The 16,282-nt window shown below is 60.1% G+C and carries 14 protein-coding genes; 5 read left to right on the top strand and 9 right to left on the bottom strand.

All coding sequences use genetic code 11. The features are described 5' to 3' along the window. Both ACR0BA_RS04615 and ACR0BA_RS04610 read right to left on the bottom strand, forming a co-directional pair. A complete protein-coding gene (locus ACR0BA_RS04615) occupies positions 1–1,527 on the bottom strand; it encodes a hypothetical protein (RefSeq protein ID WP_480726664.1) in 1,527 nt (508 codons plus the stop codon). Then, complete coding sequence (locus ACR0BA_RS04610) at positions 1,517–1,666, bottom strand: hypothetical protein (protein ID WP_170338962.1); 150 nt, start codon at positions 1,664–1,666, stop codon at positions 1,517–1,519. The genes ACR0BA_RS04615 and ACR0BA_RS04610 overlap by 11 nt, the downstream gene beginning before the upstream one ends. Before the next feature lie 79 nt (positions 1,667–1,745). On the opposite strand from ACR0BA_RS04610, the gene ACR0BA_RS04605 reads away from it, so the two are divergent. Beyond that, on the top strand, positions 1,746–2,333 hold the full coding sequence (locus ACR0BA_RS04605) for a shikimate kinase (RefSeq protein WP_170461954.1): 588 nt from the start codon (positions 1,746–1,748) through the stop codon (positions 2,331–2,333). Then, positions 2,334–3,446, top strand: coding sequence for a 3-dehydroquinate synthase (gene aroB / locus ACR0BA_RS04600; protein ID WP_260065821.1), 1,113 nt, complete (start codon positions 2,334–2,336; stop codon positions 3,444–3,446). Between the two features lie 9 nt (positions 3,447–3,455). On the opposite strand, the gene ACR0BA_RS04595 is transcribed toward aroB, so the two are convergent. Next, positions 3,456–4,526 (bottom strand): site-2 protease family protein, encoded by a 1,071-nt coding sequence (locus ACR0BA_RS04595; RefSeq protein WP_170538380.1) that lies wholly within the window; start codon positions 4,524–4,526, stop codon positions 3,456–3,458. 18 nt (positions 4,527–4,544) lie between these two features. After that, entirely contained in the window at positions 4,545–5,042 is a 498-nt protein-coding gene (gene ssb, locus ACR0BA_RS04590; RefSeq protein ID WP_170338954.1) for a single-stranded DNA-binding protein, read from the bottom strand. A 204-nt stretch (positions 5,043–5,246) separates the two neighbouring features. Here ssb and ACR0BA_RS04585 point away from each other — a divergent pair, with 204 nt between their 5' ends. After that, positions 5,247–5,825, top strand: coding sequence for a lytic transglycosylase domain-containing protein (locus ACR0BA_RS04585; protein ID WP_093961864.1), 579 nt, complete (start codon positions 5,247–5,249; stop codon positions 5,823–5,825). Positions 5,826–5,876: 51 nt separating this feature from the next. On the opposite strand, the gene ACR0BA_RS04580 is transcribed toward ACR0BA_RS04585, so the two are convergent. The 5 genes from ACR0BA_RS04580 to miaA form a co-directional block, all read right to left on the bottom strand. Continuing rightward, positions 5,877–7,964, bottom strand: a complete 2,088-nt coding sequence (locus tag ACR0BA_RS04580; RefSeq protein ID WP_480726660.1) for a dipeptide ABC transporter ATP-binding protein — start codon at positions 7,962–7,964, stop codon at positions 5,877–5,879. A gap of 94 nt (positions 7,965–8,058) precedes the next feature. Beyond that, entirely contained in the window at positions 8,059–9,522 is a 1,464-nt protein-coding gene (locus ACR0BA_RS04575) for an ABC transporter permease (RefSeq protein WP_093961866.1), read from the bottom strand. A gap of 13 nt (positions 9,523–9,535) precedes the next feature. Then, on the bottom strand, positions 9,536–10,582 hold the full coding sequence (locus ACR0BA_RS04570) for an ABC transporter permease (protein ID WP_093961867.1): 1,047 nt from the start codon (positions 10,580–10,582) through the stop codon (positions 9,536–9,538). A 137-nt stretch (positions 10,583–10,719) separates the two neighbouring features. Beyond that, positions 10,720–12,390, bottom strand: a complete 1,671-nt coding sequence (locus tag ACR0BA_RS04565; RefSeq protein ID WP_170419167.1) for an ABC transporter substrate-binding protein — start codon at positions 12,388–12,390, stop codon at positions 10,720–10,722. 340 nt (positions 12,391–12,730) lie between these two features. Continuing rightward, positions 12,731–13,627 (bottom strand): tRNA (adenosine(37)-N6)-dimethylallyltransferase MiaA, encoded by an 897-nt coding sequence (miaA, locus tag ACR0BA_RS04560; protein WP_480726657.1) that lies wholly within the window; start codon positions 13,625–13,627, stop codon positions 12,731–12,733. A gap of 98 nt (positions 13,628–13,725) precedes the next feature. Here miaA and pyrH point away from each other — a divergent pair, with 98 nt between their 5' ends. Next, positions 13,726–14,478, top strand: a complete 753-nt coding sequence (pyrH, locus tag ACR0BA_RS04555) for a UMP kinase (protein ID WP_480726656.1) — start codon at positions 13,726–13,728, stop codon at positions 14,476–14,478. A gap of 206 nt (positions 14,479–14,684) precedes the next feature. Then, complete coding sequence (locus ACR0BA_RS04550) at positions 14,685–16,271, top strand: BCCT family transporter (RefSeq protein WP_480726654.1); 1,587 nt, start codon at positions 14,685–14,687, stop codon at positions 16,269–16,271. Positions 16,272–16,282: the final 11 nt, after the last annotated feature.

Genomic DNA, 16,282 nt, shown 5'->3' with positions numbered 1-16,282 from the left:
TCAGGCCCCCTTCAGAACAAGCAACTGCAAGGCGGCGCGGCGCGCCGTGTCTTCCAGGCCGACATGTCGGAACACCGCGATGGCCGCAGTCAAGTCAACCAGATTGCCGCGCGCGCCATGCGCGAACATCTGCATGGCCTCAAGAATTGCCTCACCCAGACGGTTTGCTTCCAACATCGCGCGGATATCGGACGGGATCGGCGCCGACCATGCAAACCCTTCGGCAATGGCGTCAGCCATCGGTGAGGGCGAGTTCGAACGCTCGGGTTGGCCCGATGCCAAAGCAGCCAGAAAGGCATTGGCCTTGGGTCCGTCGGGGACAGATCGTGCGGCATCCTCGTACAACTCGGACAACAGCAGGATGCGCCAGCGCAGATTCTCGGTGGTCGGGTCGGACAGCTTGATCGGCATCAGGCGCTCGGCGAACAGTTCGGCAAAGGGCACTTCGAGCCCGACCGAACCCATTTCTGCCCAGACTTTCGGCAGGGTCTTGGATATTGCCTCGGGGCTTCCGGTCTCCAGCGCCGTTTCGAAACGCTGAACAGCCGAGACGCGATCCCAGACCGCGCCCGAAGCCGCAGGCGCGCGCTCGGTATAAAGGCCCAGCAGATGGTTCGGCGTAAGCGCGCCGATGCGGGTCAGACGCTCGGCCGCTTCGATCTGGGCCTTCCAACCGGCAACATCGCGCAGGTCGGCATTGGCAAAGGCTCGCGGCAACGAGGCGGTCGGAAGTCGCTCGCCGATCGCTTCGAACAGGCGAAACGTCAGCGGGTCAGGGTCTTCGGGCTGCGGCAAATAGGCGGCGCCTTCGAACATTTCTGGGCTTAGGAAGCGATCCAGCAGATCGAGTTGCTCGGGCGGCAGTAATTCGAGCGCATGCGCCGCTTCGAGTGTCAGTGCGGCCGAAGCCCAGTCACCTCTGCGGGCCTTGCAGAAGACCTGCGCGGAATAATCCCGCGACAAATGCGGTTGCGCGATCAGCGCAGTGCAGCTGCGGTCTTCGTCGCCGGTCAATAGAGTTGCGTCAAACCATCGTTTGAACCGCTCAGGCGTATCGGTGGGGCCGGCTAGCTGCACCAAGGATTGCGTCGGATCGGCGGCACCCAGCTGCATCAGACGATCCAGCCGCGCCAGCAGAAGTTGGTCTGGCTCATTGGAATTCGCCGGGGCGCGGGCCTCGGTCAGCAAAAGTGTGAACAACAGCCGCTGCATGGCAGGGTTCGATTTGACCGGCACGCGCGCGATGAGTTCGGCCAGCCGGGCCGGATCGCTGGGCAGCCACAGATCAACCGGCAGACCGGTCGCTGACCCATCCACCAATCCCAACGGCGGCGACAGCGCCTCGAGCGGAGACACCTGGATGTCGGGCTGCAGGCCCGTATCGGTAACCGGCGGCTCGAGCAATACGGTCCCCGGCAACAGGTCAGGGGCCGTCTCCAGCCAGTCGATCGCGGATAGCGGCTGTTCGGTTTGTGCGGCGGCTTGGCCGGTCAGTGCAAGCGCCAGCACGACGGCCCTAGTTGACATCCAGAATTACCGGTTCGCTGATTTCGCTTTGCGGGGCCGAGAAGTCGGCGCCGAAGAATGGGCCAAGATACGCATAGGCCACCAAGCCGATGAAAAGCAGGCAAATTAGGTACAACAGGAATTTGATCAGACGGCCCATGGCTCAACGCTGCCTCAATTTTCGATTTTGGCCAAGTTATAACTGGCATTTTTCCCAAGATCACGTCATTCACAGGGAAATGAGCGAAATTAAGCATAACGTGGCGCCGGCCGGACAACGGCAGGTCTTTGACCTGCACAAAACGGTGGTTTTGGTCGGCATGATGGGCGCTGGCAAGACGGCCGTGGGGCGCGCTCTGGCCGCGCGCCTTGGCGTTCCTTTCCTCGACAGTGACAGCGAGATCGAATCGGCTGCCAACATGACCATCCCCGAGATCTTCGAACGGGACGGCGAGCCGTTCTTTCGCGCCAAAGAAAGCCAGGTCATCGGCCGTCTGCTGGACGAGAAAAAGGGTATCTTGTCGACCGGTGGCGGCGCTTTTCTGAGCGAAGAAAACCGGACGATGATTTCGGACCGTGGGGTTTCCGTATGGCTGTGCGCCGACCTGGAAGTATTGTGGAACCGGGTGCGCCACAAAGACACGCGACCCTTGCTGCGCACGCCGGATCCGTATGCAACGCTGCGTGACCTGTACGAGGCCCGCGTGCCGTTGTACGCACAGGCTGATCTGGTGGTGAATTCGGACGGCGACACCGCCATCGAAGATATGGTTGACCGGGTTCTGGAAAAGCTGATGACGCGCCCGGATGTATTGGAAGTCAAATAGATGCATCAGACAGTTAATGTTGATCTGGCCGAGCGGTCCTATGACGTGGAAATCGGGCCGGACCTGTTGGCTCAGGCCGGTGCGCGGATCAAACCCATGCTGCACCGTCCGCGCGTCGCGGTTCTGACCGATGAAACCGTGGCCGGTTTGCATCTGGATGCTTTGCGCAGCGGCCTGGCGTCCGCCGGGGTGGAAATGACCGCATTGGCTCTGCCCGCAGGTGAGGCGACCAAAAGCTGGCCGCATTTCGAGCGCGCCGTCGAATGGCTGCTGGCCGAAAAGATCGAACGGCGCGATATCGTCGTAGCCTTCGGCGGTGGAGTGATCGGAGATCTGGGGGGCTTTGCCGCCGCAGTGCTGCGTCGCGGTGTGCACTTTGTGCAGATCCCAACCTCGCTTCTGGCGCAGGTCGACAGTTCCGTGGGGGGAAAAACCGGTATTAATGCTCCGCAAGGCAAAAACCTGATCGGTGCGTTTCATCAACCTTCGTTGGTTCTGGCTGACACCTCAGTGCTTGGCACGCTGACGGCGCGTGATTTTCTGGCGGGATACGGTGAAGTCGTAAAATATGGCCTTCTGGGGGATGCCAATTTCTTCGAATGGTTGGAGCGCAACGGCCCCGCGCTGTCGGCCGGGGACATGGCGACCCGGGTTCAGGCGGTCACCCGTTCGGTTCAGATGAAGGCCGACATCGTGGCCCGCGACGAGACTGAACAAGGCGACCGGGCGCTGTTGAACCTCGGGCATACGTTCTGCCACGCGCTTGAGGCGGCGACGGGCTATTCCGACCGGCTGCTGCATGGCGAGGGTGTTGCCATTGGCTGTGCCCTGGCGTTCGAGCTGTCGGCCCGCATGGGGCTGTGTTCCCAGGAAGACCCAAGCCGCGTCCGCGCTCACCTGAAGGCGATGGGCATGAAGACCGATCTGTCTGATATTCCGGGTGATCTGCCGAGCGCCGAAGATCTGGTCGAGCTTATGGCTCAGGACAAGAAGGTCGTTGACGGCCAGCTGCGTTTCATCCTGGCGCGTGGGATCGGGCAGGCCTTCGTCACGTCGGACGTGCCACGCGATGCAGTTCTGTCCGTTCTGCAGGATGCATTGGCAACGTGCTGATAAGCGGAGTCAGCGGCCCCGTATCACCATCAATTCGCCAATGTTTTCGCGGGTGATGTATCCGACCATCTGACCGGTCTTGGTGCAGACCGCCACGGCCGGTGCGCCACCATGGAGACCATCCAGAACGGCTTCGAGCCCACTGGTCAGGGCCACCCGGGGGATTTGCTCTTCCATGACCGAGGTCGCGGGTTCCGACCGGGGGTGATCGCCAGCTAGCGCGGCAAACAGCCGATTGCGGGTCACAAAGCCCAACAGCTGCCCGTCTGCGCCCAAAACCGGAAACTCGTGCTGCGTTGTCTGGATCACGGCCTGGGCTGCCGTTGCCAACGTGTCTTGGGGGGTAAGTGCGTGGAACTCGGTAATCATCGCGTCGCGAGCCAGCACGCGGCGCGCCACCGAGCGCATTGCTACATCCTGACTTTCGGCATTTGCCGCGATGAAGACGAAAACCGCGATCAGAACCAGGATCGGGTTACCGGTGCTGAGCCCCAGAAACCCGAACCCGACGGCCACGGCCTGGCCCGCAAAGGCCGCGGCCCGTGTGGCCTTGACCCTGTCCATCTTCAGGCAGAGCAGGGCGCGGAACACGCGGCCGCCGTCCATCGGAAACGCGGGGATCAGGTTGAACACCGCGAGGAACAGATTGACGTAGGCCAGCCGGCTCAGCAGGTCGACGCGGGTCGAGTCGATTTGCGCCAGCGTTTCAACCTGCATTCCCGCGCCCAGAAGGACCAGGATGCCCCAGATGACGACGTTGACCGCTGGACCAGCCAATGCAACGGCAACTTCTTGCATCGGCTTTTCCGGCATCCTCTCCAGGCGGGCCAAGCCGCCGATGGGCAGCAGAGTGATGTCAGGAGTGCGAATGCCATACCTGCGGGCCATCAGCGCATGACCGAACTCATGGGCAACCACGCAGGCAAACAACGCCAGAACAAAAACGATGTTGTCGATGGCTGCTGGCCACCCACCGTCAGAGTAGGCGGCAAAGCCGACCCAGGCCAGCAGCAGGAAGAAGGTGACATGGACCCTCAGTTCCGATCCGAGCAATCGGCCGACGGCGAAGGACCAAGTCATGACGTGCCTCGCTGGAGATTAGAACGGGATTTCGTCGTCGTCGATGCCGCCTGATGCCGGTGCCGGTGCGCTGGACTGTGCGGCGTAGGGCTCGGAGTATCCGCCGCTGTCCTGGCCTCCTCCGTAACCGCTGCTTTGGCCGCCACCGTATCCGCCGCCCTCATTGCGACTGTCCAACAGGGTCAGTTCACCGCGGTAAGGGCGCAGAACGACTTCGGTGGAATAGCGATCCTGTCCGGACTGATCCTGCCACTTGCGCGTTTCCAGTTGGCCTTCGATGTAGACCTTTGACCCTTTGCGCAAATACTGCTCGGCGATGCGGACGAGCGGTTCGGAAAAAATAGCGACTGTGTGCCACTCGGTCCGTTCGCGGCGTTCACCGGTATTGCGGTCTTTCCAGTTCTCCGAGGTCGCGATCCGTAGGTTGCAGACCTTGCCACCGTTCTGAAACGACCGCACTTCGGGATCGCGCCCGAGATTGCCGACCAGAATGACTTTGTTGACTGAACCTGCCATGGATTTCCCCGTTTTTTGACTAGCTTGATGGCGCCCGAATCTGACGCTGAGTTCACCTGAAACCCTATACGTCCTGCGCCCGGGTTGGAACACGGTTGATGCCCGGAATGCCACCTGGAAAATCAGTGTTTCCTTAACCAAGCTTTCATTTCTGCCTGAAATACCTATAATCCGAATGATTGCTGAACGAGCGGGATTGCTTGAATGCGTTGTCTGTTAAGTGGTTTTTCAATTGCATGCCTCGTTCTGGCGTCGACGCCGCTGAGCGCAGATGTGCTGTCGACCAAGAATCGCAAAGATATCTTTTTGAAGCAGGCCAAGATTCTGGACACGCGGGCCGCCAGCCAGTATCGCGACTCTGAACGGCTGAAACCGAAAACGCCGGACGGCAGTTTCAAGAAGCGCTATTCCGGCAAGTACCGCGGTGAATACCTTGCCATGGCGCGCCAGGCTGCGCGCAAGCACAATGTCCCGGAAGAACTGTTCCTGCGTCTGGTTCAACAGGAAAGCGGTTGGAACCCTCACGCCAAGTCGCATAAGGGCGCTTTGGGCCTCGCGCAGCTGATGCCGCAAACCGCCAGGCTGCTGAACGTGAACCCGCATGACCCGAAGCAAAACCTTGAAGGCGGTGCGCGGTATCTTTCGTGGCAATACCGCAAATTCAAGTCCTGGCGCCTCGCGCTGGCAGCTTACAACGCCGGCCCGCAAGCGGTGGAAAAGCATGGGGGCGTGCCGCCCTATGCCGAGACGCAGAATTACGTCAAAGTCATCTGGGGCGGCTGATACAATAGCTGCTCAAAAAAACCGGCCCAAGGCCGGTTTTTCTTTGGGCGATCACTCAGCCGCTATTTTGATAACCGGCTCCATCTTCGCCAGTGTTTCGGTGGACAGATGACACTTGACCTGGTGTCCGTCAGCCAGCGTCTGGACCGGCGGAACCTCTTTTTCGCACAATCCGCCCGCAACCTCGGACTTCCACCGACACCGGGTTTGGAACGGACATCCGGGCGGCGGGTTCATCGCCGAAGGAATGTCGCCTTCAAGGACAATGTGTTTCTTTTCGACCGAGGTATCGGCGATTGGAACCGCGCTCAGCAGTGCCTCGGTATAGGGGTGATAGGGCGGCGAGAAGACTTGATCGGTCGTGCCCAACTCGACCACGTGGCCCAGATACATAACCATGACGCGGTCGCTGAGGTAGCGTACGATCGACAGGTCGTGGCTGATGAAAAGCAGTGTCGTCTTGTGTTCGCGCTGGATCTCCATCAACAGATCGGTCACGGCTGCCTGCACCGACACATCCAATGCCGAGACCGGCTCGTCCGCGACGACGATCCGGGCGTCCCCGGCAAAGGCACGGGCTATCCCGACGCGCTGTTTCTGGCCGCCTGACAGTTGGCGCGGCATACGGTCGGCAAACGCGCGCGGCAGCTTCACCAGGTCCAGCAACTCGAGCATCCGTTGCTTGCGTTCGGCCTCCGAGTTTCCGACGCCGAAGATCTCCAGCGCGCGGATGATCTGACGTCCGACCGTCATCGACGGGTTCAGCGTATCGAACGGGTTCTGGAACACCATCTGGACTTCGCCGACGGTCTTGGCATCCCGTTCTTCGATCGGCAAATGCTCGATATTGCGGTTGTCCAGCAGGATCTGCCCGTCGGTCGCTGTCTCCAATCCCATGAGGACCTTGGCAAACGTGGATTTGCCGCAGCCGGACTCGCCAACGATGGCCAGCGTTTCCGATTCATGTGCGTCGAAGCTGAGGGTTTCGTTGGCCTTGACCACTTTCTTCTCGCCCCCACCGAACAGGGCGTTTGCGGCCACCTCGTAATATTTCTTGAGGTTGTCCATCTTCAGAACGGTCTTGCCGATCGGCGCTTTTTCTTTTTGCTCTGCAACCGTGATGGGCGCGTTCCAGTCGATTTCCTGGAACTTCAAGCAGCGCGTATGGTGGCGGTCATTACCGGGGACCGGGAACATCTGAATGTCCTGCGCATCACAGCGCCCTTCCTCGAAATAGTCGCATCGCGGGCCGAAATTGCAGCCCGGTGGGCGTTCGTGCGGCAACGGGAAGTTGCCGGGGATAGCAACCAGCGGGCGCGAATTCTTGTCCGCGCCGGGCAGGGGGATCGAGCGAAACAGCGCCTGGGTATAGGGGTGCTGCATCTCGTCAAAGACATCGTGGATCGAGCCACGTTCGACCGCCTCGCCGGAATACATCACGCACAAACGGTCACATGTCTCTAGAACCAGGCCGAGGTTGTGCGAAATGAACAGCATCGATGTGCCGTATTTCTTGCCCAGATCCTTGACCAGTTCCACCACGGCGGCCTCGACGGTCACGTCCAGCGCGGTTGTCGGTTCGTCCAGGATCAGAAGCGACGGCTTGGACATCAGCGCCATCGCGATCACGATGCGCTGCTGCTGGCCACCGGACAGCTGATGCGGGAAACTGTTCAGCATCCGTTCGGGGTCCGGCAGGCGCACATCGGTCACCACTTCCAGGGCGCGGGCATAGGCCTCTTCTTTGCCGACCCCTTCGTGGATCATCGGCACTTCCATCAGCTGTTTGCCGATCTTCATCGCCGGGTTCAACGAAGCCATCGGCTCTTGATAGATCATCGCGATCTCATTGCCGCGAATGTCCCGAAGTTCTTCCTTGCTCATCTCGCTAAGGTCGCGGCCCTTGAATTTGATCGAACCGCCGACGATCCGACCATTCTTGCCAAGGTCCTGCATGACACCCAGGGCGACCGTCGACTTGCCGCAGCCGGATTCACCGACCAGGCCGACAGCTTCGCCGGGCTGCACACTGACCGAAAAATCCATTACGGCTGGTATTTCCCGCAAGCGGGTAAAGAACGAAATCGAGAGCTTGTCGATTTCGAGGATCGGCCCGTCATAATCCGCCAGTTTGTTCATCTTGCGTGCTCCTCGCCAGCATTCAGGGGATCCCCTTCATCTGGCTAAAAATATCCTGGTGGGGGCCGGGGGCAGTCCCCCGGCTGCTTTCACATCAGTCCTTCAGGCTTTCTTCTCGCAGGCCATCCGCCAACAGGTTCAATCCCAGAACCAGTGACAACAGCGCCAGTGCCGGCGGCAGTGCAGGGTGCAGGTAGATCGACAGCAGCTTGCGCCCTTCGTTGATCGTGGATCCCCAATCCGGGCTTTCCGGCGGCAGACCCAACCCAAAAAACCCCAAGGTCCCCAAGAGGATGGTCGTGTAGCCGATGCGCAGGCAGAAATCGACGATCAGCGGCCCGCGCGCATTGGGCAGGATTTCCCAAAGCATGATGTACCACGGGCCTTCGCCGCGCGTCTGCGCCGCGGCTACGTAGTCGCGTGTCTTGATGTCCATGGCCAGGCCGCGCACGATGCGGAACACCGTGGGCGAGTTGACGAACACAACCGATACGAACACGACCAGGATCCCGCCCGGAATGTCGAACAGATCCAGATAGGTCGGGAGACCCCAGATGCTGTAATCGTCCGTGCGGATGACGTATCCCCCGGTCGAGATCAGCGACAGGTACAGCCAGATCGCGATACCCAAGACGCCGGTCAGCAGCGGCGTGCGAAATTTCGGCCGGGTGTAGTAGCGCGAATTCAAAAGGACGCCGATGAAAAGGATCGGGAACACGAACAGGACCGCGGCCATATAGTTCGGCACGCCGGTCGCGACGATTTCCGGTGTGACCAGCAGGTAGAACAGCAGGATGACCGGGAACGCCAGGATCAGATTGGCGAGGAACGACAGAAACGTGTCCAGCCGTCCGCCATAGTATCCGGCGGGCAAGCCCAGCGTGATCCCGACCATGAAGGCAAACATTGTGGCCAGCGGAGCAATCTGCACGACGATCCACGCACCCTTGACCATGCGACTGAATACGTCGCGGGCAAGGTTGTCGCCGCCCAGCAGATACCAGGCGAACTCACCGTCCTCGGCATTGGGCAGGGGGGTGCCGGGCACCTTGTTCTTCATGCCGGAAACCTGGACCAATGGATCGTGTGTCACGATCAGGTCCAAAGCCCCGAAGATGCCGGTGAAAACCCAGAACATGACCAGTCCAAAACCGATCATGCCGATCGGGCTGTCGAAAAGCTTGCCGTACAGGCCAAGGCGCCGTTTGAAGGCAACCGACATCGCGAACAGAATGATCAGCGACAGCCAGACCGGCAGAAACTGTTGCGAGATCGCGCCGATAATGCCGGCCCCAGTGCCCAGGAATATTCCCAGAAGCAGGTAGGCGACCACCGTCGCGATGCTGGCCAGGAAAGAATACCACAGCGCGGATTGCGTCAGGTTTCTGAGGCCGCCGCCCGAACTGACGGTGCCATCCGCATTCACGCTGACCTGCGTCTCGGGCAGCAGAATGCTTGCCAGGATCCAGGCAATGACGGATACGACCAGCGCAGCCAGGGCGATCATCATGATCGGGTTCAGAAAGGCGATAGAGCCAGTCCAGCTCAGAGGTTCCATGGTCTATCCTCCCTTATGAAATGCGGATGCGCGGGTTGAGGTAGACATAGCCGATATCCGAGATCAGCTGCGTCACGAGCACCACAAAGACCGACACGACCGAGATCGCCAGCAGAAGCTGGATGTCGTTGTTGCCGGCGGCCTGCACCAGCGCCCAGCCAAAACCTTTGTAGTTGAACAGGGTCTCGACGATAACGACGCCGTTCAGCAACCAGGGAAACTGCAGCATGATGACGGTGAAGGGCGCGATCAGCGCGTTGCGCAGGGCGTGCTTCAGAACGATATTCCCGAAGGACACACCCTTCAGGCGCGCAGTCCGTATGTATTGCGCGGTCATCACTTCGGTCATCGAGGCTCGGGTCATCCGTGCAATGTAACCCATGCCGTAAAGGGCAATGGTCAGGACCGGCAGGAAGAAATTCTCGAAGGTCGGGTTCTCCATGGCCTGTGTGGCGGTGCCCTTGAACCATTTCAGACCCACGGTTGACGAGGTGAAGATGGCGATGAAGATCACGCCCGACACGTATTCCGGCGTGGCTGTCGTGATGATCGAAAACGTGGACAGGGACCGGTCCAGGGCAGACCCCTCGCGCATGCCGGCTAGCACACCAACCAACAGGGCGGTCGGGATCATCAGCACCAGCACCCAGAACATCAGGTAGCCGGTGTTGCCCAGACGCTTGCTGACGATCGTTCCGACTTCGTCCTTGAAGACGGTTGAATAGCCCCAGTCGCCCTGAAGAACGCCGCAGTAGCGCGGTGTCGTTTCCGGAGTAGAGCCGGGACGGGTGCAACTTCCTACGAACTGACCATCCGGTAGCGTGTTGGTGAAACCGGGCACCACCCCAAGCCATTGGCCGTATTTGACCAGCGTGGGCTGCATGTATCCGCGGTTCTCAAGCCAGGTGACGACCTGTTCATCGGACATACGCTGGTTGCCCTGCGTCTTGGCCAGTTTTTCCAGGTTTGGATAGAGGTTGGTCAGGAAGAAGACAACGAAGGTCAGGCAAAGTGCCGTCAACAGCATCACGCCCAATCGTCGAAGGATGAAGAGTCCCATGTTGGCCCCTGTTGTTCGGGTTCTCCGCAGATCAGTGGACCATTTTCTGGCGTCGGACGTCCGACCCCGCGTCGGTGTGTCTGCGGCTGGAAAGGGGCGCCCGCATTCGGGCGCCCCTTGAAAGGTTCAGGTCGGGATCAGGCCGCCCAACCCCATTTGTAGTGATGGTGTTCGAACGACACATGCATGTCGGTTCCGACCAGACCGTCCTTCATGTGACGGTACAGCGACCGCCAATAGGGCTGGATGGTGACGCCTTCTTCCTGGATCATTGCTTCGCCCTTGGCCACGATTTCGCGGCGCTTGTCGGCATCGGCAATGGCCAGAGCTTCGGTCAGAAGGGCGTCAAACTCGGCATTGGACCAGCCGAATTCGTTCCAGGCCTCGCCGGTGCGGTAGGCCAGTGCCCAGATCTGAACGCCCAGCGGACGGTGGTTCCAGTTGGTCGAGCTGAAGGGATATTTTGCCCAGTCGTTCCAGAACGTGTTGCCCGGCAGAACCGTCCGCTTGACCTTGATGCCCGCGTCGCGCAGCTGGGCTGCCACGGCATCGGTGGTGTTGCGGCGCCAGTCGTCGTCGATCGAGATCAGCTCGTGTTCGAAATCGGCCATGCCGGCCTCTTCCATCAGCTTGCGCGCACCTTCCGGGTCAACTTTCTGCGGCGGCAGTTCGTAGTAATCCGGGTGGATCGGACCAACGTGGTGGTTTTCTGCAGGCGAGCCGCGACCACCGTAGCCAAGCTCGAGGCAGACCGAGTTGTCCACGGCCATCTGCAGCGCCTGACGCACACGTTTGTCGGCATAGACCTTCTTGCCGTCCACTTCCGCAAGCTGGTTCGGGCGGATCACGATGGTGTTCATCGTGACAACCTCGGACTTCACGTAGCCAAGGCTGTCCATCACGTCGATGAATTCACCAACCGATTCATACAGCATGTCGACTTCGTCCGATTCCAGAGCTGCCAGCCATGCCGACGGATCGGTGCCGTAGTCGATGTACTCAATGCGGTCCAGGGCCGGACGACCGAATACGGCTTCGCCCCACCAGGTGTGGTTTTCGTTACGCACAAGCGCGGCTTTCACACCCACTTCCAGCTCTTCGATCAGGTAGGGGCCCGTGCCGACATTGTTTGTCAGGTCCGTTTCGCTGAACGAGCTGTGGATGATCGCGGCCGGATAGTCTGCCATGCCCGGGATCAACGAGATGTCCGAGTTCGGCAGGTTCAGCTTGACGGTGTGCGAGTCCACAACCTCGATCGCGCCTTCGATTGCCTGGCCGGTATCTGCGTCGACCAGCGTGGCAAAACGGCCCGCCATCGAGTTCGTTTCCGAGCTCTTGTCGCACCAGCGCGCGATGTTGCGTGCCACGTCTTCGGCGGTGAAATCGTCGCCGTTGTTCCACTTGACGCCCTGACGGACCTTCAGCGTGTAGACGGTCGCATCGTCGTTGACTTCCCAGCCCTCCAGCAGCATGCCGCGGAATGTGCCGTCCGAGTTGTATTCGACCAGGTATTCCAGCGTGCCACGAGTTACGTTGGCGATCTGCGACCAGTCATAGGTGCGCGGATCCTTCAGCGCCCGAACTTCCTGCTGAACGCGCAGGGTGCCACCTTCTTTCTTGGCGTCTTCGCCCGCGGCCTTGGCGGGTGCGGTCAGGCCGACCATGCCGTAGGCGGCCGCGGCAGTGACACCAAGGCTGGTCGTGCGCGTCAGAAACTCGCGGCGGCTCAGCTTGCCGTCCCGATATTCCTGGGCGTGCATTTCGGCAGCCCAGTGCATCGGCGCTCCGGTCAATGTCTTGGTTTTCATGGATGTCTCCCTGTGAGATTATTATGGGTGTTTGTTGGTCCCCGTCGAAGCCAGACAGCGCCGAGCAAGGTCATTTTGGATGTGGTTTTTCGAATTCTGTGCATCCCCATGGGTTCATTCGGCACCAGATTCCAATTTAGGTCAATGTTCGAAATCGTCATCAAGTGCACAAAAACGACATTTGCAGAGAAACCTGAACCGTGGCCGCCGGGGCTGGTACCGGCAAGTCTGATTCTGGAACTTGTGATTCCCTTTTCCGACGGGTTTCGGCCGAAAACCCCTTATCTGGCTGAAAATAAAATACTTCGGACGAGGTTTTGGTGTGATGTCAGTGATTCACTCAGCCTTGGCTCGGATCGACGTTATGCCAGTGCTTCATCCGGGCACGGCACCAAGTGCGCTGGCGTTTGGCGTACTGGCGTGTCGCAATCGTTGCTCTTTCGCGGGCATCGGCCAAGGTCATCCGCCCCTCGATATGGGCCATCAATTCAGGTACTCCGATGGCCTTGCACGAAGGCAGGTTCGGGTCGTAGCTGCCCCGCATCGCCGCAACTTCGTCCAGGGCACCCGCCTGCAACATCTGGTCAAAGCGCGAATTGATGCGCGTGATCAACCAGTCTCGCTCGGGAGTCACGACGATCGGAAACGCTTGATCCAGGGGCAGCAGCGGTGGCGGCGTGTCGTCCTGCCAATCAGCTAGGGTCCGGCCCGTGGCTTGCTCGACCTCCCAGGCCCTTTGCACACGGGCGCGGTTGCGCGTGTCGATCCGGTCCCGTGTCCTTGGATCAATCCCGGCCAGAAGCTCGGGCAGGGGGATCGCGTCGGCTGTCTTGCGCAACTCGGGCGGCGTTGCCGGGATGTCTGCCATACCTTCCGTCAGCGTCGAAAAGTAGAGACCTGTTCCGCCCACGATGATCGGACGCTGCGGCCCTGACAAATAAGTCCGCACCTCGCGCAGCCAGTGGCCGGCCGAATAGTCTTGATCAAAAGCGACATGGCCATAGAGAGCGTGTGGAGCCCGAGCTTCTTCGTCGATCGAGGGTCTGGCGGAAATGATGCGCCAGCAGTCGTAAATCTGGCTGGCATCCGCATTGACGATGATCCCGCCCGCGTGTTCGGCAATCTCCAGTGCAAGGGCTGATTTGCCCGATGCGGTCGGCCCCATGATGAGGACCGGCAGATCGTCGGGAATGGGCGGCAGACTGTTCAGCAAATTGCGCGCTGTGTTTTCAGCCATGAGTGTTTGCCCTGTTCCTTGACCATCCGCATTGAACCCGCAGTGGTTTTGCTTCATTTTGCGCCGGAAAACAAACCCGTGCCAGCCCGGAGCGCAACATGAGCCTTTCTTCCACCAACACAACCGCCGAAACCCCCAAGACAACGTACAAACGCGTCATGTTGAAAATCTCGGGCGAGGCGCTGATGGGGGATCAGGGATTCGGGTTGCATCCCCCGACCGTTCAACGCATCGCGCAGGAAGTGAAGTCGGTGCATGATCTCGGCGTCGAGATCTGCATGGTCATCGGCGGAGGGAATATCTTTCGCGGCCTGTCCGGTTCGGCTCAGGGGATGGAACGGACCACGGCCGACTACATGGGCATGTTGGCGACCGTGATGAACGCGCTGGCCATGCAATCCGCGCTTGAGGGCCTAGGTGTCTTCACCCGGGTGATCTCGGCCATCCGCATGGACGAGGTGTGCGAGCCCTATATTCGCCGCCGCGCTGTGCGCCACTTGGAAAAGAAACGGGTGTGCATCTTTGCGGCTGGAACCGGCAACCCGTACTTCACCACCGATACCGCCGCGACGCTGCGCGCCAACGAAATGGCCTGCGAGGCGATTTTCATGGGCAAGAACGGTGTCGACGGCGTGTATGACAAGGACCCCAAGATCCATGCCGATGCCGTCCGCTATGACTCGGTGACCTATGACGACGTTCTCGCCAAGCGTTTGAAGGTCATGGATGCTTCGGCTATCGCTCTGGCGCGCGACAACAATCTGCCGCTGATCGTATTCGGGTTGGACGAGCCCGGCGGGTTCCGCGGAATTCTGGCAGGCGAGGGGACCTATACCAAGGTTCAAGGCTAGCCAAAGGTCCGACCGAACAGCCCACATTAGTTTGCCTGGCGCCCGACTCGGTTCGGACGTTAGGTAACCCAACGCCTTCCGGTCTGCTGAAAATGCTCGGTGTGACCGGTATGCGTGTCGCTTTTGCCCGCCGGAAAGTCTCTGGCGGCTGACCGAAAAAACGATCTTTCCCCGATCAAAAGCGCATTAAAATGAGAGGAGAGAGAATGTCCGACAATTCAGATGCCGACTACGAGGTCGGCCAGGACAATATCCAGATCATGGGGCTGGATATTCATAACCCGGTATTTGCCGTGTCTGGCCTGACCATCATCGCCTTCGTCTTCTTTTCGTTGGTTTTCCGCGAGCAGGCTGCCGACTTCTTCGGCTGGTTGCGCCCCGCGCTGACCAACCAGTTCGACTGGGTATTCATGCTTTCGGCCAATATCTTCGTCGTGTTTTCGTTGCTGTTGATCGTGACGCCGCTGGGCAAGATCAGGTTGGGCGGCGACGATGCGAAACCGGACTACAGCTATGCGGGTTGGTTCTCGATGCTGTTCGCCGCTGGCATGGGGATCGGGCTTGTTTTCTGGGGCGTGGCCGAGCCGATCTCGCACTATGGCGCATCACTTGGCGGTGTCGCCGTGGGAGAGGACGGCCTGCGCACCGACTGGGCTCCGTTGGGCGCCGGGCTGGAGGATCCCGACGCATCGCGGAAGCTGGCGATGGCAGCCACGATCTTTCATTGGGGCATGCACCCCTGGGCGATCTATGCGGTTGTTGCGCTGGCCTTGGCATTTTTCAGCTTCAATCGCGGGCTGCCCCTGACGATGCGCTCGGTCTTTTACCCGCTGTTCGGCGAGGCCACTTGGGGTCCGCTGGGGCATGTCATCGATGTGCTTGCGGTCTTTGCGACCATCTTCGGTCTGGCGACCTCGCTCGGCCTGGGGGCGACACAGGCGCTGGCCGGTTTGAACTATCTGTTTGATGTCCCGGTGACAGACGGGATGAAAGTGCTGCTGATCGGCTTGATCACGGTCTTCGCCCTGATTTCGGTGATCGCCGGACTGGACAAGGGGGTCAAACGCCTGTCCGAGGCCAACATGGTGCTGGCGGCGCTGCTTTTGTTGCTGGTCCTGATCGTGGGGCCGACCATGGCGATCCTGATCGGGTTCTTCGACAGCATGATCGAATATGTCGTTGCGCTGCCGGGCCTGTCCAATTGGGTTGGGCGCGAAGACACGAACTTCATGCAGGGCTGGACCACCTTCTACTGGGCTTGGTGGATCTCCTGGTCACCGTTCGTCGGCATGTTCATCGCACGTATCTCGCGCGGGCGCACGATCCGCGAGTTCGTGACCTGTGTCATCCTTATCCCGACGCTGGTCGGCGCCCTTTGGATGAGCGTTTTCGGCGGAGCTGCCCTGGATCAGGTCATGTCCGGCAATGGACAGGCTCTGACCGATGCGGCGCTGGAACTGAAGATGTTCAAGATGTTCGAGGCTTTCCCGATGGCTGGACTGCTGTCGTTCGTCGGTATCGTTCTGGTGGTTGTGTTCTTCGTCACAAGCTCGGATTCGGGTTCGCTGGTGATCGACACCATCACGGCAGGCGGCAAGACCGATGCTCCGACGGCTCAGCGCGTATTTTGGTGCGTGCTGGAAGGGGCCATCGCGGTCGTACTGCTGCTGGGCGGTGGGCTCGGCGCATTGCAGGCCGCGGCCATTGCCACCGGCTTTCCCTTTGCGATCGTGCTGGTCTTGATGTGCGTGTCCATCTTCATCGGTCTGGTGAACGAACGCCGACGCAACTGAGCGTACCGCCA

This window comes from Ruegeria sp. CI5 (genome assembly GCF_056536885.1).
Note: the sequence above shows the minus strand (reverse complement) of the source record. Positions and strands in the feature narration are given on the sequence as shown.

Coding starts and splice junctions, on each gene's coding strand:
- ACR0BA_RS04570 (WP_093961867.1), bottom strand. CDS start 10,582: ATGGGACTCTTCATCCTTCGACGATTGGGCGTGATGCTGTTGACGGCA.
- pyrH (WP_480726656.1), top strand. CDS start 13,726: ATGAGCCTTTCTTCCACCAACACAACCGCCGAAACCCCCAAGACAACG.
- ACR0BA_RS04580 (WP_480726660.1), bottom strand. CDS start 7,964: ATGAACAAACTGGCGGATTATGACGGGCCGATCCTCGAAATCGACAAG.
- ACR0BA_RS04565 (WP_170419167.1), bottom strand. CDS start 12,390: ATGAAAACCAAGACATTGACCGGAGCGCCGATGCACTGGGCTGCCGAA.
- ACR0BA_RS04615 (WP_480726664.1), bottom strand. CDS start 1,527: ATGTCAACTAGGGCCGTCGTGCTGGCGCTTGCACTGACCGGCCAAGCC.
- ssb (WP_170338954.1), bottom strand. CDS start 5,042: ATGGCAGGTTCAGTCAACAAAGTCATTCTGGTCGGCAATCTCGGGCGC.
- aroB (WP_260065821.1), top strand. CDS start 2,334: ATGCATCAGACAGTTAATGTTGATCTGGCCGAGCGGTCCTATGACGTG.
- ACR0BA_RS04550 (WP_480726654.1), top strand. CDS start 14,685: ATGTCCGACAATTCAGATGCCGACTACGAGGTCGGCCAGGACAATATC.
- ACR0BA_RS04605 (WP_170461954.1), top strand. CDS start 1,746: ATGAGCGAAATTAAGCATAACGTGGCGCCGGCCGGACAACGGCAGGTC.
- ACR0BA_RS04585 (WP_093961864.1), top strand. CDS start 5,247: ATGCGTTGTCTGTTAAGTGGTTTTTCAATTGCATGCCTCGTTCTGGCG.
- miaA (WP_480726657.1), bottom strand. CDS start 13,627: ATGGCTGAAAACACAGCGCGCAATTTGCTGAACAGTCTGCCGCCCATT.
- ACR0BA_RS04575 (WP_093961866.1), bottom strand. CDS start 9,522: ATGGAACCTCTGAGCTGGACTGGCTCTATCGCCTTTCTGAACCCGATC.
- ACR0BA_RS04610 (WP_170338962.1), bottom strand. CDS start 1,666: ATGGGCCGTCTGATCAAATTCCTGTTGTACCTAATTTGCCTGCTTTTC.
- ACR0BA_RS04595 (WP_170538380.1), bottom strand. CDS start 4,526: ATGACTTGGTCCTTCGCCGTCGGCCGATTGCTCGGATCGGAACTGAGG.